This window comes from Actinocrispum wychmicini, assembly GCF_004345645.1.
Taxonomy (GTDB): Bacteria; Actinomycetota; Actinomycetes; order Mycobacteriales; family Pseudonocardiaceae; genus Kibdelosporangium; species Kibdelosporangium wychmicini.
Genome location: NZ_SLWS01000001.1, coordinates 699,998 through 723,495 on the forward strand (window position 1 = coordinate 699,998; position 23,498 = coordinate 723,495).

Sequence of the window (23,498 nt, forward strand, 5' to 3'; positions counted from 1 at the left end):
CGCGGCTTGGAACCACTTCGTCACGCTTCGCTTGGCATACGTTCCGTAACGTTTCACAGAAACGGACATCCAGGCACTCGTGGTCTCGGGTCGATCCGACGTGTGTCTGGTTCTAACGTGGCCAGTTGCTGTCGGCGGCTGGTCTCACCGCAGCGCGTGCGTTCTCAGGCTATGGAAAGGTGGCGCGGTGACCAGCGAGATGTGGGCCGTTGTGCGTGTTGGCCCGGAAGGCGTAGCAGAGACCCTTGTCGTGATCCCCAACCGTGATGTTGCGCTAGGGGTGGTGGCTGAACTCGGGGACGGGCATCACGCCGAGCCTGTGTTGGTTCTCGGGCCGGACGACGGTTGCACCGTGGTGCACACCTGGACGTGTCGCGCGGTGGTGGTCGACGGACGTGTGGACCGGGTTGAGCAGCCGGTCCGGCTGGCTGGCGCGTCGCGGCTGTTGTTGCCCGGTGATGAATCACCGGCCGACCGGGTGGTGGTCGACGAGGAGGCCGCGGCCCTGGAGGCGTCGGTGCTCGGGGTGTCGGTGCGGTACGTGTCCGCATACTCCGTGACAGGCGACGGTGCGCGGGCATTGGCGGAGCGTCGTGCCCGGGAGTTGGCTGACGGCAACGGAACCCAGTAACCAAAGTGTGATGCGCGTATCCCAGAAAACATCTTGCGTTTGCGGGATGTCACATCCCATGATAGAGGGGTCCCGCCGGGACGGCCCCGAACATCAATCGGGCGCTAGCACCGCCCCCGTTCGGGGATCAACTCCATAGAGGAAGGAACTCCGGAATGGACGAGTCCATATCGGATAACCGCTGGTACGGGGTCCGATACCACGAAAGCGTGGGCGAAGATCTCTACCGTGTGGCCGGTCGGATCCTGTCGGATCTCAAGACCGACCAACACGAAGGGCGGATGCCGAAGGAAGCCGTCCTGATGGTCGCGATCATGGACCACCACATGATCGTCCAGGTGCACCTGCAGTCAGACATGGTGCGTGAGAACTGGGGATCGGAAACGATCCGCGCTCGCGTCTACACCGTGATGGCTCGGTACAACTGGAAAGGCCGGCGCAACCGGGCAGACGTGCGCTACACCACCGTCTGCAAGGTCCGCACCGTCCGAGACCGGCTGGACGCGCTGACTCTCGGCGCGATCATCGGGTAACCACCCCTGGGGCGGCACCAGCCAGGTGCCGCTCCGGCCGGAGTCCCCTCCATGGAGAAGCCCCGACGCGCTAGCACCGCGCCGGGGCCAAGGAAGAAACTCCAGACCGTCAGAATACCGCAGGAGCGTCCCCATGCCTCGCAAGCCGACCCCGCCCCCTCGGGCCGAACTGGCCAAGGTTCGCGCTGCCGCGAAACGTCTCGCGGACCTGGAAACCAAGGTCGAACAGGCTCGCGCCGAGCGCAACGCCCTTATGGCGGCCGCACGCCAGGCCGGCGCGACCGGCGACCAGCTCGCCGATGCGGCAGGCATCGCCCGGCGCAACGTCCTGGCCGCCATCAGCGCGGCACCCGATGCGTCAGATCAAGAACACGAGAACTCACGGTGAGACCGCGATCGCTCATTCCTCGTTCGCGGGCCGGCGTCCGGTCGGGATCCTGTCGACTCGGGCCCAGGGCTGGCCGCTGTTGTGCTCCTGCGCGAGCCGGCCGGCGTGGGCACGAAGGGCGTCTTCGACGAACGTGCGCAGTGAGTAGCCCGAGCTGACTTGCTGCTGCATCCCGGCTACCGCGTTGCGTGCCAGGTCGCGGGCCTCTGCCGAGATGTGCGTTTGGAACAGCACGCGATCCTCGGACATACTTGACTCTCTCCCCATCGTGGGAGGCACGGGAGCGGGCAGGTACACACTGCCCGCTCCCTGCTATCCGACTAGCCCTGTTCCTCGTCGGCGATCTCCGCCCGAGCGGCCTCCACCATATCGTCCACGAGACTGACGACTGTGTGAGGTGACGCGCCTAGGGCGTAGAGGTCTACCAACGTGTGCTTGGGCAGTACCGCCTCGTGGTAGCCGAGCGAAAAGAGTGCTCGGTCCACAACCGCCAGCCAGAGGGGCAAACGAGGATCGGTCTCGCCAGGGAGCAATGCCTCGGCGAAGTTCTCGCACGCCTTCCGAAACGCTGGAGGAGATTCGTCGTACCACGCAACGAGTTGCGCGAGCCTCTCCGGCGGTAACGTGTCCAGCCATGTGTATGGCCGGTCGTCGTCGGACACTCAGTGCCTCCACTCTGTAATTGTGCTGTCCGGCCAACCCGGACAAGAAAGATATTACATAGCTTTCATGTGGAGATCAAGTCCTTGCGGCACAAAAGGTTTCGCGTTCTCGGCGCAGGTTCCCGTGTGGACGGTTACTTGTCGAGAAGGTCTATCGGCAGTGACTCGAACCAGTCCGCGACATCCACGAGCTCGGTACGGGACGCGCCGTTGTCGAGATTGATCATGGTGACTTCGCCGTCGTGCTCGACACGCTTGACCTTGTCTGACATGTTCCTGCTCCTGACGGGCTGGCGCGTCACGTGTGGTCGTCCATGGTACTGCGGGCCTGCTCGTGGGCAGGGGGTGAGTGACAGTCTTATCTGACATATGTAAGATAAGGGTCATGGACAAGCTCCGAAGGGTCACCGAGCCCTTGCTCGATGTCCTCGAAGTGCTGGTAGAAGCCACGTGCGAGGGTCGAGGAGTGCACGGCTACGAGATCATGCACGTGACCAAACGACTCGGCCCGACTGTCTACGGTGTGCTAGACAAGCTGGAAGACATGAAGTGGATCACCGGCCAGTTCGAGGACCGCAATCTCGACAACCCTGGGAAACCGGCCCGCCGCTTCTACCGGTTGACGGGCGAGGGGGCTTTGGATGCCGAGCAATTGCTTCACGCGCGTCGCCCTGTCCGATCCGCCGCCCTACCGCGTAAGCTCGGTTGGGTTCAACTGGTCATTGGCGTGTGCAAACTGGGCGGTGCTCGGTGACCTTTTGGCAGATTGTGGTCGCAGTCGTTCTCGGCCTGATCGCCAACGAAGTGTCTGACGTGTCCTCGTGGTGTGCGGAACGTGTCGTTCGGGCAGCGGCGCGGCTCCGCTATCCGGATGGAGAGCGGCGTGAAGTGCGTCTCGCCGAGCTCGTGGGACTCATCGGGACGCGTCCTGGCAAGTTGTTCAAGCTGCTCACGGCATTGATCTTCCTTGTGGCCGCGATGCCAGCAGGCGTGAAACGACTTGCTAAGAGCAGGCGAATCGTTTTGCCTTGGAAATGGTCGGACCGTTCCGTCGCTCTCCTTAGCGGTTTCGGCGTGTTGATTTCACTGGCGGGTGTCGTCCTGTCCGCCAATATTGACCGCCAGGCTGTAGTGCTTAGGCCCCCCGGCTTCATAGGCTTTGCCCTCTTCTTCGTCGTCTGGGGTTTCACAGTCAAGCTCGTGCGACGGCGGCGCAAGCGGGCGTATCTGAAACGGAGGGGTGATCGTCCTCGTACGTGAGCCGACCGGTGGCGACTTGCGGTGATCGAAGTCGGACGCTATGGTCGGTCAACCTAGTTGACTTGTCTCCAGCGAACCCCCGCACCACCCCTTCGGGTGCGGGGGTTCGTCGTGTTCGGGGAGGAGACGCCATGGATTGGGATCTGGTGTGGGGGATCTTCGTATCTGCCGCGACGGTCGGGTTCGGCACGCTGGAGATCACCTCGTTGGTGACCGAGCATCCGGGCCAGGGTGAGCGCGCGACCTTGTCGGCGACGCTGCGCAAGTGGCTGGGGATCCAGCCGCCGGCGCCGCGCCGGTGGTGGGCTCGCGCGTTGTTCGCCGGGCTGCTCGGGTGGTTCGGGCTGCACATCCTGACGCCGTGGCTGTGAGCGGCGGTCGGGTGCGGCGGTCGGGCAGCAGATGGCGGCGGTTTCGGCGGTTGGTGTTGGAGACCTACGGCCCGGTGTGTTGCTTCGGTACGGCGTGCAAGTTCGGCAAACTGGCGATTGATCTTGGCCTGCCGGTCAACCATCCGGCCGGGTTCACGGTGCATCACCTGGATCCGCTGTCGCTGGGTGGGTCGCTGCTGGATCTGGAGCGGGCCCGGCCGGCGCACCGGCGGTGCAACTCTTCGCAGGGCAACCGGCCGATGGCGTTGTCAGCGTGGACCTCGCACGACTGGCCGACAAGTTGATCACGAACGGGATGGATTTTTAGAGGTCAGGCGCCGGATACCCCGCTGTCAGGCTCCAAAATTTTCTCTCCCCGAGAGGCCGGGAACCGCTGGAGGTGATCACGGTGACGACCGATCGGATCACGGTGATGACCAGCGTGGCAAGCGCTGCGATCACTGCGTTCCGCAAGCGCGAAGGCATCACCCGGGCGGAGTTCGCCGAGGCCGCGTGGGAGCACGGCGCGCCGGCCACGTTCACCGCGACCGTGGTCGGCGCGCTGGAGACCGGTCGACGCTCGGCCGGCGGCCGGCGCCGGGAGATCACCCTGGACGAGCTGGTGTTCCTGGCCGCCACGATCGGTGTGCCGCCGGTGGCGCTGCTGGGCGAGCAGGCCGTCGTGTTCACCGGCGACACCCCGGCCCAGTGTCCGCGCTGTACGGCCCGTACGGGCACCCTGCAGCGGCGTGTGCGCGAGGACATCGACGCGTTGGGAGATCTGGCCGGGGTGGACCCGTCGCTGGCGGAAACGGCCTACGTGCTGGCCGAGGCGATCGACTCCGGCGGCGGTGAGGGCGGGCGGATGCTGCCGCGGCTGACCCGGGAGCTGCGCGCGACGCTCGAGCAGATCCTGGCCAGCGCACCGGCCGGCGACCTGCCGGACGACGACGAAGACGACGACCTTGCCGAACCCGAATGACCGCGCGGCGGTGTATGCCCACTACGGACTGACCTGCCCGCCCAGGTTCGCCACCCTGCGCAACGTCGAGAACCCCACGCTCGGCCCGAAGGTCGCCCGGATCTCAGCGCGGCTCGGCGCGCCGTTCATGCCCTGGCAGCGGTACGTGTTCGACACCGCGCTGGAGATCGACCGGTACACCGGCCTGTTCGTCTACCGCGACATCGGCTGCACCGTGCCGCGCCAGTCCGGTAAGACCACCGGGATTCTGTCGCTCGCCACTCATCGCGGGTTGGCGTGGCAGCGGCAGAAGATCGTGTACGCGGCCCAGAACGGCACCGCGGCGCGGCAGAAGTGGGAGGACGACCAGCTGCCGATCCTGGCCGCGGCCGGCTACCTGCCGGCCGAGGGCGAGAAGCTGTTGCCCAGCCACAAGGGCCGGGTGCGCAAGGCCAACGGCCGTGAGGCGATCATCTGGCGCAAGACCCAGAGCCTGTTCACGTTGCACGCCAACACCGAACGGGCCGGGCACGGCAACACCCTGCACCTGGCGGTGGCCGATGAGTACTTCGCCCAGGTCGACTACCGGATCTCGGCGGCCTGGTCGCCGGCCATGATCACCGTGCCGGACGCCCAGCAGTACTGGTTTTCCACCATGGGGACCAGCAAGTCGGTCCCGATGAACGAAGCGGTCAAAGCCGGTCGGGAGATGGTCGAGTCCGGCGCGCATACGCGGGTGGCCTACTTCGACTGGTCGGCCCCGCACGATTCCGACCGGGCCGATCCAACGGCCTGGTTGGCGTGCATGCCGGCGCTGTGTCCGGACCTGGTGTGCCGGTGCTCGCCGGACTGGCGACACACGGTCACCATCCCGATCATCGAGACCGAGCTGACCAAGGCCACCACGCCGGCCCAGCTGGCCGAGTTCGACCGCGCGTACCGCAACATCGTCCGCGAGGACGACGAGATCGAGACCGACCCGAACGTCCCGACCGCGGCCGAGTGGGAGCTGCTGGCCGACGCCCAAGCCAAGGCCGCCGGGGACGCGATCGCCATCGCGATCGACACCACCCCGATGGCCAGCCACACCGCCATCGTCGCGGTCGGCGACGGCCCGGACGGTCATCCGCTGGTGGTCCTGCTCAAGCACGGACCGGGAACCAGCTGGGTGCCCGCCTACTGCGAGGAGTTGGCGAAGTCGCTCAGCCCGGTGGCCTGGATCCTGGACGCGGCCTCCCGCACGGGCGAGCTGATCGAGCCGCTCAAGCGAGCCGGGATCGTGCGGCACGCGCCGGACGAGAAGTTCCCGCGCGGCGGCCTGTGGATCCCGACCACACAAGACGTCGGCGCCGCGTGCGGCGCGCTGACCACCCGGGTGCGCACCGGCGGCCTGGTCCATCTCGGGCAGCCACCGATGGCGGCCGCGGTCGCCGGCGCGAAGACCCGGCCACTGGGCGACGGCGCGATCGCCTTCGGCCGCAAGGTGTCCAGCGCGGACATCTCCCCACTGTGCGGGACCGCGTTGGCGTTGGCGGCCTACCTGAAGTTTCAGCACCTGGCGGCCGTCGAGGACTACGACCCGCTGGACAACATCTGGTGAAAGGGGGTCGCGTGGACCGGTTGCCTTCGGCAGGCCAGCGCGCCCAACGGTTGGCGTTGGCGTGTGCGCGGCCGGCCGGGCTGCTGCTGCGCGCGGCCCCGGCGCTGATCGGGCTGCTGCTGGTGTCCTACGGCGCCGGCCTGGTCTACGTCCCGGCCGGGTTCATCACCGCCGGCACCCTGGTGCTGGTGGACGTGATCGCCGGTCGGGTGGCCGACGAGCGGCGGACACGGGCAGGTGATCGCGAGTGAGCTACGTACTCGGCCGACGCGAACAGCGCCAGTTTCAGTTCATCAACCCGCCGATCCCGCCCAACTCACAGGCCGGCGGCACTTACGGCGGGTCGCTGGATTTGTCGCGTACCGAGGCGAGCCTGCAGAAGATCGCCGTGTGGTCGTGCGTGAACCTGGTCGCGACGATCGCGGAGATCCTGCCGGTCGACGTCTACACCGGACAGGACGCCGACCGCAAACCGGTCCCGATGCCCGCGTGGATGGCCGATCTGGACGGCACAGGGCACGGCCTGGGCGACTGGCTCTACCAGTACGTGTTCTCGGCCATGCTGCGCGGCAACGACTTCGGCACCGTGCTGGACCGCGACCCGATCCGGGGCACACCGACACAGATCGTGCTGCAGCACCCGGACGAGGTCCGGCTGCGACGTGACCCGGTGGACGGCACGCTCACCTGGTACGTCAACAACCAGGAAGTCAAGGCCGACCGGATGTGGCATCGGCGAGTACACCCGATGCCCGGCCGGACGCTCGGGCTCTCCCCGATCGAGCTGCACGCGCTGACCATCGGGTTGGGCATCAGCAGCCTGCAGTTCGGATCGCAGTGGTTCCGCGACGGCGCGCACCCATCCGGCATCCTGTCCAACGACGAACTGGACCTGAAGAACAAGGCCCAGGCCGACACCGCGAAAGCCCGGTTCCTCGCGGCCGTGCGCGGCACCCGCGAACCGGTGGTGTTGGGCAAGGGCTGGAAGTTCGACGCTATCCAGGTCGCGCCGAACGAGTCACAGTTCCTGGAGACCAACAACTACACCTCGGCCGAGTGCTGCAACATCTTCGGACCCGGCTTCGCCCAGGTGTTCGGCTACAGCACCGGGAACAACTCGCTGACCTACCAGAACATTGAGCAGCGCAGCCTGGACCTGCTCACCTACGCGGCCGACCCGTGGCTGGTGCGGGTCGAACGCGTGCTGTCCGCGCTGCTGCCCAAGCCGCGCGAGGTGAAGTTCAACCGCGGCGCGCTGCTGAAGACCGACCTGCTCACCCGCTTCCGGGCGCACGAGATCGCGCTGCGCAACCGGTTCGAGACCGTCAACGAAGTCCGCGCGCTGGAGGAACTCGGCCCGGTGCCCTGGGGCGAGGAACCCAACCCGCCGAGCGCCGCCCCGGCCCCGGACATGAGTGAGGGAGGGCACCAGTCGTGAAGACGAAACAGGACCGCGCCGCGCTCACGGGTGGCACGGAGCGGCGCGCCTACCCGGTCCAGCTCGAAGTTCGCCAGCAGGCCGGCGGAACGGTCAAGCTGGACGGCTATGCCTCGGTCACCGAGCAGGTCTACGAGATGTGGGACTGGCTCGGCCCGTACGGCGAGATTGTCCGCCTGGGCGCGTTCACCAAGACCCTGTCGGAAAACCCGGCCACTCAGCTGCTGCTCAACCACGGCGGCCTGTCCATGGCCTACACCCGGGCCGGCACGCTGCGCCTGGCCGAGGACTCTACCGGGCTGCACATGACCGCCGAGGTGAACACCGCCCGCACCGACGTGCGCGACATGGTCACCGCGATCGAGGACGGCAACGTCGACGAGATGTCCTTCGCGTTCCGGGTGCTGCGTCAGCAGTGGTCGCCGGACTACGACCAGCGCGACATCCTCGAAGTCGACATCCACCGCGGCGACGTGTCCGTGGTGAACTTCGGCGCCAACCCGGCCACCTCGGTGCAGGCCATGCGCGCCCTGCAGGTGCCGGCGCTGTCGCGGTCCAGCCGGTTCGCCGAGGTCGCCCGCTCGGTGCTGCTGCAGCGCGCCGGCACCACCCTCACGGCCGCGACGATCGGGCAGCTGTACCGGGTGCTCGGCCTGGTCGCCACCGCCGACGACGCGGACACCGAGGCCAAGGCCGCGCTCGCCGAGCTGCTCGGCCTCGCCCAGCCTGACGACACCGCCCCCGAGCCGGCCGAGTCGTCGGTGTACTCGCTGCTCGCGCAGCCGCAACGTCCCGCCCAGCAGCGGGAAACGGCGCCGCTGGCGCTGTACCTGGCCCAGGCGCAAGCCCTGGACCGGTAACCACCCTGCAGCACCGCACGCGCCGGAGCCCCGCGCCGGAGCGCACCCCCGTTGTGCGCCGCCACCCGGGAGCCGCCACCCGACGGCACGCAGGCGTGACCCCACCCGTCACTCATCAGGAGGGAGAACTCCGTGTTGGAGTTCCTTCGCCAGCAGCTGCAGCAGCTGCTGGAGGCACGGGCCACGCTGAAGTCCGACCTGGACCAGATCCTCGTGGCCCCCACCACCGACAAGCGCAACCTGACCGCCGAGGAAGACACGGCGTTCAGCGAGAAGCGCGACGCGATCAAAGCCAAGGACACCGAGATCCAGGCCCTGGATGCCCGCATCGCCGAGGTGACCGAGATCGAGGAACGCAGCCAGCGCGTCGACCAGCTGCGCGCCGAGCTTGGCCAGACCGGCGAGCAGCGCAACCCGGCCGTGTCAGCCCGGGTTACCTCCGAGCCGACCACCTACCACCGCGGCAGCAAGCACTCCTATTTCCTGGATCTGGCTCGCGTCGACCTGCGCCGCGGCGACGCCGACGGCGGTGTCACGGCCGCCCAGGAACGGCTGCAGCGGCACGGCAAGGAGATGGACGTCGAGCTGCCGGCCAGGGAGAAGCGGCGGGCAGACCGCGCCCGCAAGCAGCTGGAGAACCTGGACAGTGAGGAGAAGAACCTCCGCGCGGAGTCCGGGTTCGAAAAGCGCGTCAACCCCAACCGGGTCGACGGCCAGGGCGGCTACTTCGTTCCGCCCCTGTGGCTGGTGGATGAGTATGTCGACCTGCCCCGCTTCGGCCGCGCGTTCATGAACACGGTCCGCAACATGGACCTGCCGTCCGGCACGGACTCGGTGAACGTGCCGAAGATCGCGACCGGCACGGCCACCGGGATGCAGACCGCCGACGCCGCGGCCGTGACCTCCCAGGACGCCACCGACACGTTCATCACCGCACCGGTCCGCACCATCGCCGGCCAACAGGACGTCGCCCTGCAGCTGCTGGACCAGTCGCCGGTCGGGTTCGACGAGATCCTGTTCACCGACCTGATCTCGGACCTGAACATGCGCCTGGACATCCAGGGCATCAACGGCAGCGGCGCCGCCGGACAGCTCAAGGGCCTGTTCCAGGTCGCCGGGGTCAACACGGTGACTTACACCGACGCGACGCCGACACTGGCCGAGCTATGGCCCTTCCTCATGCAAGGACTGTCGCTCTCGGCGAAGAACCGCAAGATGATGCCCTCGGCGATGTTCCTCACCCCGTCGCGGTGGTTCTGGATGGCGTCCTACCTGGACTCGCAGAACCGGCCGCTGATCACCCCGGAGACCAACGCCCCGTTCAACCCGATGGCGCTGCAGACCGGCGGCGACGTGGAAGGCCCGGTCGGCCGAATCCTGCAGTTCCCGCTGATCGCCGACGGCAACATCCCGAACAACCTCGGCGCCGGCACCAACGAGGAATGGATGTTCAACGCTCGCACCTCGGACATGTACCTGTGGGAAGGCGCCAAGCGGACCCGCGTGCTGCAGGAAGTCCTGTCCGGCACGCTGCAGGTCCGGTTCCAGGTCTACGAGTACGTCGCGTTCATGGCGGACCGGCGACCGGAGCAGATCTCCATCCTCAAGGGCACCGGCCTGCTCGCCCCGGCCGGCTATTGATCTACCCCAGTTGATACCGGGCCGGCGATCCACCAGGGTCGCCGGCCCACCAACCCCTGTCTGTCCCTATTGGAGGTCAACGTGGTGTACCCACCCACACAGCTCGTCGATGAACTGCGCGCACTGCACACCGAGCTGCACAACTACGAAACTCGCGGCCGCTCCGACCGCGCCGATCAAGTCCGGCACGAGATCGCTGGCCGGGTCGCCGTCGCTCGCGACACCATCGCCCGCCTGGACCAGGCGGCAGCCCAACACGACCAGACCGGAGCGCACACCGAAGCGGCCGCCACGCGCGTCCGCGCGAACGAGCTGCGCGCCGGCCTGGCGGACCTCGACATCCCGGAGAGCGGCGAGGCCGACCAGACCACCACCGCGGCCGCCGACACAACGCAAGATCCGCCCGGCGAGGACACGGCCGTACTGGCGGCCGACGGCCAGGCGCACGCAGAGACGGCCGCCGACACAACGCCGCGCCAGCGCGCGGTTCCGCGCAAGAAGTAACGACCGGGGTGTCTCGATGGCGGTCACCATCTACGCCGAGCAGGACACGCTCAAGCAGTCGTTGGGCATCAACGACACCAACGACGACCTGCTGCTGGGCAAGGCACTCAGCGGTTCCTCGCGAGCGATCGACCGGGTCACCGGCCGGCGGTTCTGGCTCGACGAGGCACCCGTAGCGCGGATCTACCGCCCCGGCCGCCGGGTCACCTGGGACCGCGACGGCATGCTGCTGATGACTGACGACATCGGCGACGCCGCCGGGCTGACCGTCGAGACCGGCACCGCCGGCTCGTGGACGCCGATCAACGACTACGAAACCCATCCGGAGAACGCGCTCGCCACCGGCGAACCGATCACCGGACTGTTGCGGCTGGCGTGGTGGTTCGGCGGATTCGGGCTACGGGTTCGCATCACCGCCAGGTGGGGCTGGCCGGCCGTACCCAACGACGTCGAACAAGCCTGCCTGATCCTGGCCCGCCGGCTGTTTCACCGCAAGGACTCGCCGGCCGGGATCATGGGCTCGCAGGACTGGGTGGTGAACCTGGCCCGCAAGGACCCGGACGTCCAAGCGCTGCTCGACCCGGTCAGTCTGCCGGGGATCGGGTGATGCCGTCATGAACCTGGCGGCTGTGATGGACGAAGTCGGCTCCAAATTGGAGAAGGTTCCGGGGCTTCGGGTACGTGCCTACAACGCGGATTCGGTCGCCCCGCCAGCGGCGATCGTGCTCTTGCCCGAAGAGATCACCTATGACGAGACCTATGCCCGCGGTTCGGACTCGATGACTCTCATCGTGGACGTGTTGGTGGGCAAGGCATCCGACCGAGCAAGTCGCACCACGCTGGCCGAGTACGCCGACGGGTCCGGCGTGAAGTCCATCAAGCGGACGGTGGACAACAGCGACAGCAACAGATACCGCTCGTGCGACACCGTCACCGTGCGCAAATGCGAGTTCCCGGTAGCGAGCATGGGCGGCATCGAGTACCTGATGGCGAGTTTCCACGTGGACATCACAGGACCGGGAGCCTGACATGCCTTTGATTTCCAGCATTTCCCTCGCGGTGAACGCGGAGTTGACCACGGCCGCGGACCTGAAAGCGATCCCGAAGTGCACCCTGGCCTACTCCAAGCTCGCGGAGTTGGCCACCGGCACCGGCGTTGGCCAGGCCGACAAGCTGTGGTTCGACCAGCGCACGCTCGCTGCAGGTGCGAACGAGGATCTGGACCTGGCCGGGGTGCTCGCGGACATCTACGGCCAGGCCGTGACCTTCGCCCGAATCAAGGCTCTGGTGGTCGCCGCGGTCGTCGCCAACACCAACAACGTCGTCATCGGCGCGGCCGCATCCAACCAGTGGGCCACGCTGCTGGGCACTACCGGCACGGTAACTCTGCGCCCAGGTGCGTTCTTCGCCGCGGTGGCCGGCTCGACTGACGCCACCGGCTACGCGGTCACGGCCGGTACCGGCGACCTGCTGCGGGTAACCAACTCCGCCGGCGGAAGCACGGTCGACTACGAGATCACCATCATCGGCGCCAGCGCGTAGATTCGGGAGCTGACAATGACTTTCGTCCATGGCAAGAACACGTTTGTGTCCCTCAATGGGTCTGACATCTCGCCGTTCTCCAAGACGACGGACTGGGAACAGAACGCCGACGAGCACGATGTCACCTGCTACGGCAAGAACAGTCATGTGTTCGCCGGTGGCCTCAAGGGTGGCAAGTGCACCGTCGGCGGGAACTACGGCAACGGGACCACCGGGCCGCACGATGTGATCCAGCCGCTGATCGGGGCGGTTGTGGCCCTCGTACACCGGCCGGAGGGCACCGGCACCGGCAAGCCGCAGGACACCGTGAACGTGCTCGTCAAGTCCTACAAGGAATCCAGCCCGGTCGCCGACATGGTGTCCTGGACTGTCGACCTGACCTTCTCCGACGACGTCACCAGCGTCAACCAGCCATGAGAAAGGTCCGTTATGGACAAAGAGAAACTGTTCACGCCTCAACTCGACGAGCAGGACGTCGAGGTCCGAGGCGGCACGGTACGGGTGCGAGCGGTGAGTCGCCGAGAAATGCTCGACCTCCGCGCGAAGGTCAACGACCCGGTGCAGGTCGAGCAGCACATCGTAGCCACAGCCATGCTTGACCCGGTGCTCACACCCGATGAAGTGGGCCGCTGGCAGGAGGCCGCGACCCCCGGCGACCTGGAGAAGGTCACCGCGGCGATCGCGCGGCTCAGCGGATTGGACGAGCTGGCCGGGAAGGCCGCGTACAAAAGCGTTCGACGCCGATCCTGACCTCGAATTCGACTTCTTCCTGGCCGAGCAGCTGCACATGACCGTGGCGCAGTTGCGCACGGTCATTAGCAACCAGGAATGGCTCGAATGGTCCATCTACTTCGGACGCAAGGCACAGCGCCTGGAGCTGGCCGGCCACAAGTAAACAGGGAGGACACGGACGTGATTACCGAGCCGATCAAGATCGACGGTCTGGCCCAGTTCTCCCGCAACCTCCGCAAGCTGGACAACGACCTGCCCAAGGCCCTACGGCTGGCCGCCAACGCGGCCGCCGACGTCGTGGTAGCCGACACCGTATCCGCAGTGCCACGGCGCACCGGCAGAGCACAGTCCAGCGTGAAGGCCCGCAGCACGCGCACCGAGGCCCGCGTGCAGGCCGGCGGCACCAAGGCGCCGTACTTCGCGTGGCTGGACTGGGGCGGAAAGGTCGGCCGCAAGCACCACACCGCCCGCCCGTGGATCAAGACCGGCCGGTACCTCTACCCCGCGTACACCAAGAACCGCGACAAGGTCCGGGAGATCTTCGTCCAGGCCCTCCTCCAGGTGGCCGAGCAAGCCGGGATCGAGGTGGACTGATGGCAAACAAGAACACCGCCACCTTGGTACTCGCCGGCGACGAGAAGAAGCTCACCGACGCCATGGACCGGGTCGGCTCAGCAACCAAGCGAATGACCGACCAGGTGGACAAGTCCTCCTCGGACATGGAGCGGCTCACCGGCCAGTCGACCGAGAAGTCCGCCAAGTCCTACACCGGATTCATCGGCAAGATCGGTGAGGTCGGCCTAGCCATCCAGGGCCTGTCAACCGTGGGCGACGTCCTGGGCAACATCATCGGCGGCCAGGACATCGCCGGCAAGCTCGGGGCCCAATTGGGCACCACCACCGAGGAGGCCGGCAAGCTGGGTGGCCTGGCGGGAAAGATCTACGCGGACAACTTCGGCGAGTCCCTGGATGACGTCGGCGCCGCGGTGTCCCAGGTGGTCCGCAACATCGGCGGCATGGACCAGCTGGGCGCCGATGGCCTCAAACAGGTCAGCGAGTCCGCGCTGGCCCTGCGGGACACGTTCGACATCGACGTCACCGAATCCACCAACGCTGTTGGCCACCTGCTCAAAACTGGTCTGGTCAAGGACGCCCAGCAGGGCATGGACCTGGTCGCAGTCGCGTTCCAGAAGATCCCCAACGCGGCCGAGGACGCGACCGACACCCTGAGTGAGTATTCGGTCCAGTTCCAGAAGCTCGGCCTGGACGGCCCGCACGCGCTCGGCCTGATCGCACAGGGCATGCAGGCAGGTGCCCGCAACACTGACGTGCTGGCCGACGCGCTCAAAGAGTTCTCCATCCGCGCGGTGGACGGATCGGCCACCAGCATCGACGGCTTCAAGCAGCTCGGCCTGAACGCCACCACCACCGCCGAGATGATCGCGCGGGGTGGGGATTCCGCCTCCCAGGGGCTGAACCTGGTTTTGGAAAAGTTGAGGGGCATCAAGGATCCGGTGAAGCAGGGCCAGATCGCCGTCGAGCTGTTCGGCACGAAGGCCGAAGACCTCGGCAAGGCCCTGTATGCGTTGGATCCGTCCAAGGCCACGCAAGCGTTGGGCTCGTTCGAGGGAGCGGCCAAGCGCACCGGCGACAGCCTCTCGTCCGGGCCGACGGCGAAGATCGAGGCGGCGAAACGCGCGTTCGAGGGATGGGCCACCGACACCATCGCCAACGTCGTCATCCCAGTGGTGAGCGGCTTCGTCGACCTGCTCAACGCCACCCTGGTCCCGGCCCTGTCCAGTGTGGTCGGTTGGGTCAAGGAAAACTGGTCCTGGCTGTCGATCGTGCTCGCCGTGATCGCCGCCATGGCCGCCCCGATCGTCGCGGTCCAGGTCGCGATGGCCGCGTGGGAAGCGGCCACCAAGCTGGTGACCATCGCCCAAACGGCGCTCAACGCGGTCATGGACGCCAACCCGATCCTGCTGATCATCTCCGTGCTCGCCGGCTTGGTCGCGGCGTTCGTGATGCTCTGGGAGAAGTCTGCCGGCTTCCGCCAGTTCTGGATCGACCTCTGGGAACAGGTACAGAACGTTGTCGGTGTAGCGGTGCACTGGGTTGTCGACCGCTGGCACGACCTGATAGACGCATTCAACGCCACCGTTGCCTTCTTCCAACGCGTCGGCTCGGCCATCGGTGACGCCATCTCCGGCGGTATCCGCGGCGCGATCAACTGGGTGATCGGTGTCGTCAACGGATTCCTGCACGGGATCAACTGGGTGATCGATGGCCTGAACCACCTGCCGGGGGTGAACATCGGGCACATCCCGGACATCCCGAGACTACACACAGGCGGTCAGGTGGGTGGCGCGTCTGGCAGCGAACAACTCCGCGTCCTCCAAGCCGGTGAAACCGTGTTCCCAGCCGACAAACCACTGCCCTCGGGTGGCGGCGCGACGGCCACCGTACGGGTCGCCGGCGACGTCGATTCCGGATTCGCCACCTGGTTTCAGAACATGGTGCGCACCGGTGTGATCACCATCGAGGTGACGTGATGGGTCTGGATCTATCGTTTCCCCGCCGACCGGTCGCCGAGCTGTGGCTCGGCGGCCAGTGGCGTACGATCACCACCGACGTTCGACAGTCGCCGGCGGTCACCATCACCCGCGGCCGCAAGGACGAGTCGGCGAAACCATCCCCGTCCCTGTGTAAGTTCACCCTGGACGATGCGAGCCACAACTACAGCCCGCATGACCCCATGGGCGTCTACTACGGGCAGGAGTTCCTGAACGCGCCGTTCCGGCTCGCGTTGGAGGTCGGAGTCGACAACTTCGCCCGGACGACAGCGTCCGGGTGGGGAAGCAGCCCGCAGAACGGGGCGTGGACCACCACCACCGCGGGGACTGCCGGTACATCGGTGTCCAGCGGCGAGGGCAGACACTCGGTCACCACCACGCTGTCCTACGCGTTGACCACGTTGCAAACTATCACCGTCCGGGACGTCGAAGTCCGCACCACGGTGATCATCGATAGTGTGTCCTCGGTGACCGGTGGCTCCTTGGAGCCGGCCAACATCGCCTTGCGGATGTCCAACAGCGGCGCGGACTACTACCTGTGCCGCATGCTGGTCAATGCTTCCAACCAGGTTCAGCTGTCCATCATGGAACGGGACACCACGACCTTGGCTGGACCGGTGACCCTTACTACTGCCTACAGTGGACAGCAATGGAGCGTGGCGGCGTCGATCGAGGCCAGCACGATCAGGTTCAAGGCATGGCCTACCAGCGGTACCGAGCCACAGTCCTGGACTGTGTCCACCGTCCAGGACGGGCCGTTCGGTGCCGGTTGGGTCGGCATCCGTTCGGGTGTCGGGTCCGGCAACACCACCACCAAACCCGTTGTGTTCCGATACGACCGGATGGAGATTCGGCTCCCTCGGTTCGCCGGCGAGGTGTCGAAATGGACCCCGGACCGCAAGCTCGGCGAGGCCGATCGGACCATCGCCGTGGAAGCTTCCGGGCTGTCCCGGCGGCTGTCACAGTTCAAGAACCCCTTGCGCAGCAGCGCCTACCGATACATGACCGGCCCTGCCAAACCATTCACGCCCGTCGAGTACTGGCCGCTGGATCTACCCAAGGACGCCACCGACCCCGGCGCCAACGCAGTGCCCGGCGGCGTTTCCGCATTCCTGCAGCAGTATCTGGACGCCAACAATCAGCCGGCGGGCGCGATGACGTGGGGCAGCGGTACCGGCCTGGTCGGCGTCGGTCGCACCGCCCAGGTCACCAACAACGGGTCATTGATCCTCCCGGTCACCCGGCAGGCCCTGATCGGCAACTCCTACACCGTGTCCTGGGTAATGCGACTCACCCAGGACTCCGGCGGCCGGATCATCTTCCACAACAACACACTCTCGAACGACGCCAGCATCACGTACTTCACCGACGGCAGCTACGAAGCGCGGATCGGGGCTGGGCCGTCCACTGTCATCTTCGCCGGACAACTCCCGTTGGCCGGCTATGACGACACCTGGCACACCTACAGCTTCAGCATGTACGCCGACAGCGGCCATATCGTGTGCTCGTTCTCCATCGACGGAGTGTTCCCCTCTGGAGTCGCGGTCAGCCCCGCCACCTATACGCCCCTCAATATGATCGAATTCGAGGGCGGCGACATCCAGACCAGCGGGCCGGGCGCATTCGGCAACGTCGCCGTGTTCCCGCAGATCAACGCCAACAGCTTGATCTACGGCCTCCTCGATGACGCCTACCGCGGCCACTCGGGCGAGGCCCCGGCGAACCGGTTCGTGCGCATCGCGGCCGAGGAAGGCGTCGCGACAGACTCCTACGGCGACTACAACCCGCTGAGGCCCCTGACGCTGATGGGGCCACAGTCGGAGAAGACCCTGCTGGACCTGCTCGACGAATGCGTGACCGTTGACCGAGGTTCCCGCTACGAGCCGAAAAGCTCGGTCGCGGTCGCCCTGCGCACCGTGGGGTCCGCGCTCAACCAGACCCCGGCGGTGTCCCTGGACTACTCGGCCGGCTATGTCGGCGACCCGTTCCAACCCATCCTGGACGACCAGGGACGTCTCAACGACGTCACCACGACACGCCCAGGTGGCGGCACGTACACCGTCGCCCGGACTGTTGGACCGAAGAACACCCACGATCCCGGCACCGTAGCGGGCGCTGTGGGCCGCTATGACGGGTCGTTCGAGGTGAACGTCGCCGCGGACGCGATGCTGCCCGAGCAGGCCGGCTGGCGGCTGAACAACGGCACTGTGAGCGCACCCCGCTACCCGGTCGTGGTCGTGGATCTCCGCGCGCCTTCAGTGACCCAAGCCGTCGCCGTCGGGGTGCTGGACACCGGCATCGACGACTTGATCGAGGTCACCCATGCCACCAAGGCCGGCGTGTACTACCCCGCGCGCCTGCTCGTGCGCGGCTATACCGAGACGTTTGACACCGCGTTCCGGCACACCATCACGTTCACCGGTTCCCCGGCCGAACCGTACGACGTGTTCGTCCTGGGCGGTTCCGTGTTGGCCGGCCAGAGCGACAGCGGCAACCCGTCCACCTTGACCACAGGGGTCAACACCACCGCTACCAGTCTCACCGTGGCCAGCACCGGATACCTGTGGAAGACCGGCGCCCAAACCACTCAGGCCAACCTGGACGGTGAACAGGTCACCATCACCAACATCGCCGGCTCGGCCAGCCCGCAGACGTTCACCGTCACCCGAAGCGTCAACGGCGTGGTCAAACCCCACACGGCCGGAGCCCCGATCGAAGTCCTCAACCCGCGCCGACTGGCACCAGCCTAGGGAGTCGCCATGACGTTCTTCGCTGGACAGTTCCCTACAGCGGCCGACCTGAACGCGGCAGTCGCTCTCGGGCAGTTGGAGATGACCGTAGCCATCACCTCCAACAGCTCAACGTGGAGTAGCGGAACGAAGGTCCTTGGCCCTGGTGGCACGTTCACTGCGGTTGTCGGTGCGAACTACGCGGTCACCTTGGACTGCGCGCTGGCCACCGGCGCAGGCGTGGCCAACCCCTCGTTCGTGGTCGCCCTGGTGTCCAAGGCCGGCGGCGCGGCCGTCGCCACCGACCCCGTGTTCGCCGCCAAACCGATCACTTGCGTGACCAGCTCCGCGTTCTACGCCTTCCACGTCGGCGGCCTGTTCACCGCCACAGCAAGCGGAATCTACGGCGTGGCCGCCGTCGGGTGGCTGCTCCTCGGCACCGGCTCCGGCTACATCAGCGGCGACGGCACCAACTCGATCGGCCGGCTGAACATCTACCGAGTCACGAACCCGTGAGGTGAACCAGTGGACATCCCACCCGGATCGGTCGTCATCACCCCCACCGAGCTATACGCGGAGGTAAAGGGCATCGGTACAGCAGTGGCCGAAATCAAGGGCGACGTCCAGGAACTCCGAAAAGCCTTGCCGGACCACGAATCCCGCATCCGCGCCCTGGAACGCCGGATGTGGTGGGCCACCGGCGTAGCCGCGACGTTCGCGGCCGGCATCACCGAACTCGTCCAGCTGCTTGGAAAAGGATGAACCATGGCGCGCACGATGTACGACTCGGTGAACTGGAAGGCAATCCCGGCCACCGCGGCCATAGTCGCTGGCTACCTCCCGCCGAGCCCGTACGCGTGGCCAGCCGAAGCCTGGGAGAGGTTCCCCGACGCCGTGAAGGTGCGAATCGCCGTCCGGGCCTACACCGACGCCGGACACGTGCTCGACGTTGAGAAGGGTGATGCCACCCCGGACGAAGCTCCTGACTGGGTGACGATGCGTCGCGCGGCTGGCGCAGACCCCACCGTCTACTGCTCGGCTTCGCAGTGGCCCATAGTTCGGGCAGCGTTCGCCGCGGCTCGCGTAGCCGAGCCTCATTGGTGGCCCGCAAAGTACGACGGCGTGGCAGTGATCCCCGCCGGTGCGGTCGCCAAGCAGTACGCCAACCCGCCCGGCTCTGGCGGGCAATACGACCTGTCCATCGTGGCCGATCACTGGCCGGGTGTTGATGAAGGAGAAGACATGGCCGCAGTAACCGAGGAAACCCAGTCATACAAAGACATGGTCGCCCGCGTTGGCGCGCTGGCACACGCACAGGAGCGCGCTGGTTCGGAAGCCATCTTGATGGTTACGCTCCTACTGGACGCGTGTTTCCGAATCGAAGCGCTGTTGAAGGGCACAGACCAGGAGGGCGGCCCCAGTAAGGGCACCGCGAACCAGTTGACGGTGTCCTTGGCCAACATCCAGACCAAGATCAGCACGCTGTCGGCCGGGCTCACGGCGGACCAGGTTCGCCAGATCTTCCGCGAGGAACTCGGCAAGCACATCCAGATCACCGGCGACATCAAGATCGGCGGTGCCTGATGTCCGATTGGCTGCGTTCCGTCGTCCGTACCGTCGTCCCGGCCGCCTGGGCGGCGCTCGTCGTGTGGCTCACGCATCTGGGCCTGCCCCCGGCCATCCTGGACGCCGTGTCCGGCCTCGGCGGACAAGTGACCGACCTCGTGGCCCTGGCCGTCGTGTACGCCGCGGTCCGGCGGGCCGAACCTCACGTGCCCCCGTGGCTGGCGCGCTTGCTGCTCGGCTCGGCCCAGCCGCCGACGTACGCACCGCCCGCCGGCTGACTGGCTCTCTCCACAGACAGGCCCCCGCACCGCTTGCCGCGGTCGCGGGGGCCTTTCGCGCGTCTACGCTTGGCCGACGAAGAAGACCTTCTCAGCACCGAAGCTCGGTTGGAACGCGAGCTGCAGCTCCCCCGGAGTTGCGTCAACCGCGTATGACTCGGTGTATGTGAGTGTTTTGCCTGGTAGCACCGTGCCAGCCACGAAGGTGCCGGCCTTGCACGGTCCACCCGAGTCTCCCACCGAGTCGGCGGGGTGCCCGGCGAACTGGCGGTCGGAACCCATGCCGAGCATGCCCGCGTCGAACGCCTGCTTGGTGCCGTTGATGACGGTGATCGACACGATCACACCACGCTTGACGCCAGGCGGGTAGGCGTTCTTGCTGGGTGTGCACGACTTGGGTTGCGCCACTTCGATCGCGAGCCCGTCCGGCCAGGTGTACCGCTTCCCCCAGGTAGCCGTAGCCGGCGAGGCCGGACTGCTCGTGCTCACAGTGGTCGGGCCAGCCGCAGCCTGAGAGCCGCTGGCGTCGGTCACGCTCCCGCCCTTGCTCGTGTTACTACAGCCTGCCAATACGACCAGGACGGCAACAATGACCACACGACCGATCATGCTCTCTCCCCATTGAGCGGCGATTTGTCGGTGTTGTCAGTGTGGATCTTGTGAGCGTTACTCGCAGTAGGTAACAGTCACTGACACGGGTGCCGGATGCGGTCACGGCTAGTTCTACTGTTACTGGTGCACTCGGTACTGTGTCCACGCGCGGGCTGCGTTGGTGGCTGGCGTGTTCGCGAATCGACGTTCCCACAAGCGGAGCACGGACGCGGAGTAGGCGGTCAGGGCGTCAGGTGGAGCTGCCGCGAAGCTGTCGAACTGCAGAGCCCACTTCTCCGCGGCGCCGGCATCGTGGCCTTCAGCGATGAGCCGAATAACCAGGTACGCGGGGTCGATCCAGGCGGCCCCAGTGCGCCACCACGCCCAGTCGATCACCCACGCGCGCTTGGCGACCAGGAAGTTCGCGGGGTTCAGGTCCGAGTGGACCAGACTGTCCCCGTCCATGTGGTCAGGCGCTCGGGAAGCCCATGCGACAAGCCGGTCGGCGTTCGCTACGGACCACGGATCGGTGTCGGCTGGCGGCGGGGACTCAAGCTCTGGTTTCAGGGCCCGTGCCCACTGGGCGGCCATCGGGCGGCCCGATGGCGCGGGCACCTGCCTGATCTCCTGTACCGCTTCGGCGACGGCGGGCAGGTCAGGCGACCCAGGGGACAGATTGGCGTGGTACCCGGAGACGTACTCGAACCCGAGCAGCAGCCAACCGTCCACATCGAGATGCCACAGCAGGCGCGGGGCGAGCCGTTCGGGAAGGACCGGGCTCACCGCGATTTCGTTGCGGTGCATCACCGCCAAGGACGAACCCGTCGTGACCCCCTTGCAGAACACGCGACCGGAGTCTGTGGACAGCGTCGCCGCCAACTCGGAGTTTCGGCCTCCGGCTGGTGACTCCGCCTCCCGCACGGTCCCGGTCCGGTGCTCCACGGCTCGCCGCACACCGTCCGGCAAGTCGTGCCAGTCACGACGGGTCGTCATCACACTTCCTGTTCTGGGGCTGTTACCCCGTTGCCGCCACCGTCAGGTGGCGCACCGCTGCAGCTAGGGGACCATCGTCGCCCTGGCCGCAGTTCGTGCATCCTGAGTGGCACTGGGAGCACCGGCCTGAAGCGGTCGCCCACAGTTCAGAGTCAACCTCGAACCCGGCTTCCTCCAACGCTGCCACCGTAGGGGCCAGCGCGGCCACCGTGTCGGCATGGTCTGCGCGCGGCGGGGTGAATTCGTCCGGTACGTGGTGCAGGAACCGGCCGGCGACCCGCTCGCAGAACTCCGCGTAGTCGACGGTGTTCAGGATGAACTGGTGCCATCCCTTGTCGACTTCCTGGCTCGGGCGGAAGTGCCCGTCCGGGTTGTCGGCGCACACCTTCAGGAAGGCCACGGTCGCGTCAACGATCCGAACCGCCTTGTCGCCTGTCATCCCCGCATGTTCACTGATCAGTTGTCCACTCAGTCGACGGTGCAACTCACGCGACACAAGCGAATCGGGACCTGACTGGGCCTGGGCGAGTGATGTCATCTCTCCTCCTGTTCTCAGCGGAATCGTGCGAGCGTTACGCGCCAGGGGCCTGCAGAGCCCTGGCGTGCTCGTGTTCGAGTTCGTGCCGGGTGGCTTCTGCGGCAGTCGGGAACGGCGCGATCGAGCAGTAGTAACAACTCCTCGCGGTGCGTGTGAGCCAGTCGTCGCGGCTCTCATCGCGGCGTTGTTGGAGCCAGGGCCGAGCCCGGTGAACCATCAGATCCAGTGGTGGTTGCTTGGGCACCATGGCTCGTGTCCGTTGCCGGCGGCGCGGCCACAGAATGAGCAGTAGGTGGTCGTGAACATTGCTATCTCCAAGCCAGGTTGACGGGCATGGTGTCGCCGACGGCGATGAGGCAGTCGACGCAGAACGGGCACCCTCCGCGATACGGGTCCAGGGCACGGGGTGGCGCCGTGAACTTGCAGGCTGCCTCGACGTACGGCAGGGGCGTCCAGTCCTCCTCGACGTTGGAGGCGTGGGCCTGAGGGCTGTCGTCGCGGACCATCCATGCCCAGGGCATCAGGCCACGCTGCGGGCGGCTGTGCCCGCTCGGTAGACAGACTTGGCGCAAGCGTGGAGTTCGACGCCGGCCGACGCCACATCGGGGGCTGTGACGTCGACCGACTGCTGGGCCAGGTCGTCACTGGGGAGGCGGTCACGACGCCGGGGGATGGAGTCGTCGGCCGCGGTGACGACCTGGTGCTTGAAGGCAGCATCCGGACGGACCGCCGGCGGGTTGGGTGCGGGCGGGTGGGCTGGACGCGTTCGGTGATGCCAGTCTTGAGCAGGATCCAGTCGACGCCGAGGGCGACAACGATCAGCGTCACAGCGAAAAGAATGTAGAGCGGGCTGCCGAACCAGGACATCACGAACCCCCGCTCTCTGCGGCGGCCGAGGTGAGTGCAGTCGCCATGCGTCGCGCCGTGTCTGGCGTGACCAACACCATGCGTGGCACCCAGACGGAGACCATCCCGGTGCCGGTGCCGCCGACGATGAGCAGAACTTCGCCGTTGCCGTCGGGGCTGTGGGTCACCCGCCACCGGGTCATCGTCGCCTCCCGTGTCGTTGCTGTGCGCGAACAGCCTGCACTTGAGCGTGCGTAATCA

Annotated in this window: 34 protein-coding genes; 27 read left to right on the plus strand and 7 right to left on the minus strand. The window is 66.6% G+C overall.

Annotation, left to right across the window (positions count from 1 at the left end):
* Positions 1 to 283: 283 nt before the first annotated feature.
* From EV192_RS03500 to EV192_RS03510, 3 genes are all read left to right on the plus strand, one after another.
* Positions 284 to 631 carry a hypothetical protein gene (locus tag EV192_RS03500; protein ID WP_132110995.1) on the plus strand — a complete coding sequence of 116 codons (348 nt, stop codon included), beginning with the start codon at positions 284 to 286 and terminating at the stop codon, positions 629 to 631.
* Between the two features lie 209 nt (positions 632 to 840).
* Positions 841 to 1,164: a hypothetical protein gene (locus EV192_RS03505; RefSeq protein ID WP_243726604.1), complete on the plus strand. Its 324-nt coding sequence runs from the start codon at positions 841 to 843 to the stop codon at positions 1,162 to 1,164.
* Positions 1,165 to 1,297: 133 nt separating this feature from the next.
* A complete protein-coding gene (locus EV192_RS03510; RefSeq protein WP_132110999.1) occupies positions 1,298 to 1,552 on the plus strand; it encodes a hypothetical protein in 255 nt (84 codons plus the stop codon).
* Positions 1,553 to 1,564: 12 nt separating this feature from the next.
* Here EV192_RS03510 and EV192_RS03515 read toward each other — a convergent pair whose 3' ends face one another.
* From EV192_RS03515 to EV192_RS53620, 3 genes are all read right to left on the minus strand, one after another.
* Positions 1,565 to 1,801 (minus strand): hypothetical protein, encoded by a 237-nt coding sequence (locus tag EV192_RS03515; RefSeq protein ID WP_132111001.1) that lies wholly within the window; start codon positions 1,799 to 1,801, stop codon positions 1,565 to 1,567.
* A 71-nt stretch (positions 1,802 to 1,872) separates the two neighbouring features.
* Positions 1,873 to 2,214 (minus strand): hypothetical protein, encoded by a 342-nt coding sequence (locus EV192_RS03520; RefSeq protein ID WP_132111003.1) that lies wholly within the window; start codon positions 2,212 to 2,214, stop codon positions 1,873 to 1,875.
* A gap of 134 nt (positions 2,215 to 2,348) precedes the next feature.
* Entirely contained in the window at positions 2,349 to 2,486 is a 138-nt protein-coding gene (locus EV192_RS53620; protein WP_165960192.1) for a hypothetical protein, read from the minus strand.
* A 113-nt stretch (positions 2,487 to 2,599) separates the two neighbouring features.
* Here EV192_RS53620 and EV192_RS03525 point away from each other — a divergent pair, with 113 nt between their 5' ends.
* From EV192_RS03525 to EV192_RS03635, 23 genes are all read left to right on the plus strand, one after another.
* Positions 2,600 to 2,968, plus strand: a complete 369-nt coding sequence (locus tag EV192_RS03525; protein WP_132111005.1) for a PadR family transcriptional regulator — start codon at positions 2,600 to 2,602, stop codon at positions 2,966 to 2,968.
* Positions 2,965 to 3,474: a hypothetical protein gene (locus EV192_RS03530; RefSeq protein WP_132111007.1), complete on the plus strand. Its 510-nt coding sequence runs from the start codon at positions 2,965 to 2,967 to the stop codon at positions 3,472 to 3,474. Before EV192_RS03525 ends, EV192_RS03530 begins: the two co-directional genes overlap by 4 nt.
* A gap of 131 nt (positions 3,475 to 3,605) precedes the next feature.
* A complete protein-coding gene (locus EV192_RS03535) occupies positions 3,606 to 3,845 on the plus strand; it encodes a hypothetical protein (RefSeq protein ID WP_132111009.1) in 240 nt (79 codons plus the stop codon).
* Positions 3,836 to 4,150: a hypothetical protein gene (locus tag EV192_RS55480; RefSeq protein WP_243726605.1), complete on the plus strand. Its 315-nt coding sequence runs from the start codon at positions 3,836 to 3,838 to the stop codon at positions 4,148 to 4,150. Before EV192_RS03535 ends, EV192_RS55480 begins: the two co-directional genes overlap by 10 nt.
* Before the next feature lie 104 nt (positions 4,151 to 4,254).
* Entirely contained in the window at positions 4,255 to 4,827 is a 573-nt protein-coding gene (locus EV192_RS54570) for a hypothetical protein (RefSeq protein WP_207925870.1), read from the plus strand.
* Positions 4,811 to 6,406, plus strand: a complete 1,596-nt coding sequence (locus EV192_RS03550; protein ID WP_132111011.1) for a terminase — start codon at positions 4,811 to 4,813, stop codon at positions 6,404 to 6,406. Before EV192_RS54570 ends, EV192_RS03550 begins: the two co-directional genes overlap by 17 nt.
* 11 nt (positions 6,407 to 6,417) lie before the next feature.
* A complete protein-coding gene (locus EV192_RS03555; RefSeq protein WP_132111013.1) occupies positions 6,418 to 6,657 on the plus strand; it encodes a hypothetical protein in 240 nt (79 codons plus the stop codon).
* The gene (locus EV192_RS03560; protein ID WP_132111015.1) at positions 6,654 to 7,844 is read left to right on the plus strand and encodes a phage portal protein; all 1,191 of its coding nucleotides are present in this window, start codon (positions 6,654 to 6,656) and stop codon (positions 7,842 to 7,844) included. The genes EV192_RS03555 and EV192_RS03560 overlap by 4 nt, the downstream gene beginning before the upstream one ends.
* Positions 7,841 to 8,704: an HK97 family phage prohead protease gene (locus EV192_RS03565; protein ID WP_132111017.1), complete on the plus strand. Its 864-nt coding sequence runs from the start codon at positions 7,841 to 7,843 to the stop codon at positions 8,702 to 8,704. Before EV192_RS03560 ends, EV192_RS03565 begins: the two co-directional genes overlap by 4 nt.
* Positions 8,705 to 8,836: 132 nt before the next feature.
* Positions 8,837 to 10,345 carry a phage major capsid protein gene (locus tag EV192_RS03570; RefSeq protein ID WP_132111019.1) on the plus strand — a complete coding sequence of 503 codons (1,509 nt, stop codon included), beginning with the start codon at positions 8,837 to 8,839 and terminating at the stop codon, positions 10,343 to 10,345.
* A gap of 84 nt (positions 10,346 to 10,429) precedes the next feature.
* The gene (locus EV192_RS03575) at positions 10,430 to 10,849 is read left to right on the plus strand and encodes a hypothetical protein (RefSeq protein ID WP_132111021.1); all 420 of its coding nucleotides are present in this window, start codon (positions 10,430 to 10,432) and stop codon (positions 10,847 to 10,849) included.
* Positions 10,850 to 10,865: 16 nt separating this feature from the next.
* Positions 10,866 to 11,456, plus strand: coding sequence for a phage gp6-like head-tail connector protein (locus EV192_RS03580; protein WP_132111023.1), 591 nt, complete (start codon positions 10,866 to 10,868; stop codon positions 11,454 to 11,456).
* A 7-nt stretch (positions 11,457 to 11,463) separates the two neighbouring features.
* Positions 11,464 to 11,877, plus strand: coding sequence for a hypothetical protein (locus EV192_RS03585; protein ID WP_132111025.1), 414 nt, complete (start codon positions 11,464 to 11,466; stop codon positions 11,875 to 11,877).
* 1 nt (position 11,878) lies between these two features.
* Positions 11,879 to 12,391, plus strand: a complete 513-nt coding sequence (locus EV192_RS03590; RefSeq protein WP_132111027.1) for a hypothetical protein — start codon at positions 11,879 to 11,881, stop codon at positions 12,389 to 12,391.
* Between the two features lie 15 nt (positions 12,392 to 12,406).
* On the plus strand, positions 12,407 to 12,808 hold the full coding sequence (locus EV192_RS03595; protein WP_132111029.1) for a hypothetical protein: 402 nt from the start codon (positions 12,407 to 12,409) through the stop codon (positions 12,806 to 12,808).
* Positions 12,809 to 12,820: 12 nt separating this feature from the next.
* Entirely contained in the window at positions 12,821 to 13,141 is a 321-nt protein-coding gene (locus EV192_RS03600) for a hypothetical protein (protein WP_132111031.1), read from the plus strand.
* Between the two features lie 162 nt (positions 13,142 to 13,303).
* Positions 13,304 to 13,717, plus strand: coding sequence for an HK97 gp10 family phage protein (locus EV192_RS03605; RefSeq protein WP_207925871.1), 414 nt, complete (start codon positions 13,304 to 13,306; stop codon positions 13,715 to 13,717).
* On the plus strand, positions 13,717 to 15,675 hold the full coding sequence (locus EV192_RS03610) for a phage tail tape measure protein (protein ID WP_132111033.1): 1,959 nt from the start codon (positions 13,717 to 13,719) through the stop codon (positions 15,673 to 15,675). The genes EV192_RS03605 and EV192_RS03610 overlap by 1 nt, the downstream gene beginning before the upstream one ends.
* A complete protein-coding gene (locus tag EV192_RS03615) occupies positions 15,675 to 18,446 on the plus strand; it encodes a hypothetical protein (protein ID WP_132111035.1) in 2,772 nt (923 codons plus the stop codon). Before EV192_RS03610 ends, EV192_RS03615 begins: the two co-directional genes overlap by 1 nt.
* A 9-nt stretch (positions 18,447 to 18,455) precedes the next feature.
* Entirely contained in the window at positions 18,456 to 18,941 is a 486-nt protein-coding gene (locus tag EV192_RS03620) for a hypothetical protein (RefSeq protein WP_132111037.1), read from the plus strand.
* 9 nt (positions 18,942 to 18,950) lie between these two features.
* The gene (locus tag EV192_RS03625) at positions 18,951 to 19,187 is read left to right on the plus strand and encodes a hypothetical protein (protein WP_132111039.1); all 237 of its coding nucleotides are present in this window, start codon (positions 18,951 to 18,953) and stop codon (positions 19,185 to 19,187) included.
* 3 nt (positions 19,188 to 19,190) lie between these two features.
* Positions 19,191 to 20,009, plus strand: coding sequence for a hypothetical protein (locus EV192_RS03630; protein ID WP_132111041.1), 819 nt, complete (start codon positions 19,191 to 19,193; stop codon positions 20,007 to 20,009).
* Positions 20,009 to 20,269, plus strand: a complete 261-nt coding sequence (locus EV192_RS03635) for a hypothetical protein (RefSeq protein ID WP_132111043.1) — start codon at positions 20,009 to 20,011, stop codon at positions 20,267 to 20,269. The genes EV192_RS03630 and EV192_RS03635 overlap by 1 nt, the downstream gene beginning before the upstream one ends.
* 63 nt (positions 20,270 to 20,332) lie before the next feature.
* On the opposite strand, the gene EV192_RS03640 is transcribed toward EV192_RS03635, so the two are convergent.
* From EV192_RS03640 to EV192_RS03655, 4 genes are all read right to left on the minus strand, one after another.
* Positions 20,333 to 20,803 (minus strand): hypothetical protein, encoded by a 471-nt coding sequence (locus tag EV192_RS03640; protein ID WP_132111045.1) that lies wholly within the window; start codon positions 20,801 to 20,803, stop codon positions 20,333 to 20,335.
* Positions 20,804 to 20,998: 195 nt separating this feature from the next.
* A complete protein-coding gene (locus tag EV192_RS03645; protein WP_132111047.1) occupies positions 20,999 to 21,853 on the minus strand; it encodes a phosphotransferase family protein in 855 nt (284 codons plus the stop codon).
* A gap of 22 nt (positions 21,854 to 21,875) precedes the next feature.
* The gene (locus EV192_RS03650; protein WP_207925872.1) at positions 21,876 to 22,292 is read right to left on the minus strand and encodes a glycine-rich domain-containing protein; all 417 of its coding nucleotides are present in this window, start codon (positions 22,290 to 22,292) and stop codon (positions 21,876 to 21,878) included.
* A 407-nt stretch (positions 22,293 to 22,699) separates the two neighbouring features.
* Complete coding sequence (locus EV192_RS03655) at positions 22,700 to 22,912, minus strand: hypothetical protein (protein ID WP_132111051.1); 213 nt, start codon at positions 22,910 to 22,912, stop codon at positions 22,700 to 22,702.
* A 220-nt stretch (positions 22,913 to 23,132) separates the two neighbouring features.
* Between EV192_RS03655 and EV192_RS03660 the strand changes: the two genes are divergently transcribed.
* Positions 23,133 to 23,495, plus strand: a complete 363-nt coding sequence (locus tag EV192_RS03660; protein ID WP_132111053.1) for a hypothetical protein — start codon at positions 23,133 to 23,135, stop codon at positions 23,493 to 23,495.
* The last annotated feature ends 3 nt before the right edge of the window (positions 23,496 to 23,498 follow it).

Bases quoted from the DNA above. Each gene is read 5' to 3' on its own strand.
- EV192_RS03510 (WP_132110999.1), top strand. From the start codon at position 1,298: ATGCCTCGCAAGCCGACCCCGCCCCCTCGGGCCGAACTGGCCAAGGTT.
- EV192_RS03515 (WP_132111001.1), bottom strand. From the start codon at position 1,801: ATGTCCGAGGATCGCGTGCTGTTCCAAACGCACATCTCGGCAGAGGCC.
- EV192_RS53620 (WP_165960192.1), bottom strand. From the start codon at position 2,486: ATGTCAGACAAGGTCAAGCGTGTCGAGCACGACGGCGAAGTCACCATG.
- EV192_RS03525 (WP_132111005.1), top strand. From the start codon at position 2,600: ATGGACAAGCTCCGAAGGGTCACCGAGCCCTTGCTCGATGTCCTCGAA.
- EV192_RS03535 (WP_132111009.1), top strand. From the start codon at position 3,606: ATGGATTGGGATCTGGTGTGGGGGATCTTCGTATCTGCCGCGACGGTC.
- EV192_RS03580 (WP_132111023.1), top strand. From the start codon at position 10,866: ATGGCGGTCACCATCTACGCCGAGCAGGACACGCTCAAGCAGTCGTTG.
- EV192_RS03585 (WP_132111025.1), top strand. From the start codon at position 11,464: ATGAACCTGGCGGCTGTGATGGACGAAGTCGGCTCCAAATTGGAGAAG.
- EV192_RS03590 (WP_132111027.1), top strand. From the start codon at position 11,879: ATGCCTTTGATTTCCAGCATTTCCCTCGCGGTGAACGCGGAGTTGACC.
- EV192_RS03595 (WP_132111029.1), top strand. From the start codon at position 12,407: ATGACTTTCGTCCATGGCAAGAACACGTTTGTGTCCCTCAATGGGTCT.
- EV192_RS03600 (WP_132111031.1), top strand. From the start codon at position 12,821: ATGGACAAAGAGAAACTGTTCACGCCTCAACTCGACGAGCAGGACGTC.
- EV192_RS03610 (WP_132111033.1), top strand. From the start codon at position 13,717: ATGGCAAACAAGAACACCGCCACCTTGGTACTCGCCGGCGACGAGAAG.
- EV192_RS03615 (WP_132111035.1), top strand. From the start codon at position 15,675: ATGGGTCTGGATCTATCGTTTCCCCGCCGACCGGTCGCCGAGCTGTGG.
- EV192_RS03620 (WP_132111037.1), top strand. From the start codon at position 18,456: ATGACGTTCTTCGCTGGACAGTTCCCTACAGCGGCCGACCTGAACGCG.
- EV192_RS03630 (WP_132111041.1), top strand. From the start codon at position 19,191: ATGGCGCGCACGATGTACGACTCGGTGAACTGGAAGGCAATCCCGGCC.
- EV192_RS03635 (WP_132111043.1), top strand. From the start codon at position 20,009: ATGTCCGATTGGCTGCGTTCCGTCGTCCGTACCGTCGTCCCGGCCGCC.
- EV192_RS03645 (WP_132111047.1), bottom strand. From the start codon at position 21,853: ATGACGACCCGTCGTGACTGGCACGACTTGCCGGACGGTGTGCGGCGA.
- EV192_RS03650 (WP_207925872.1), bottom strand. From the start codon at position 22,292: ATGACAGGCGACAAGGCGGTTCGGATCGTTGACGCGACCGTGGCCTTC.
- EV192_RS03655 (WP_132111051.1), bottom strand. From the start codon at position 22,912: ATGCCCTGGGCATGGATGGTCCGCGACGACAGCCCTCAGGCCCACGCC.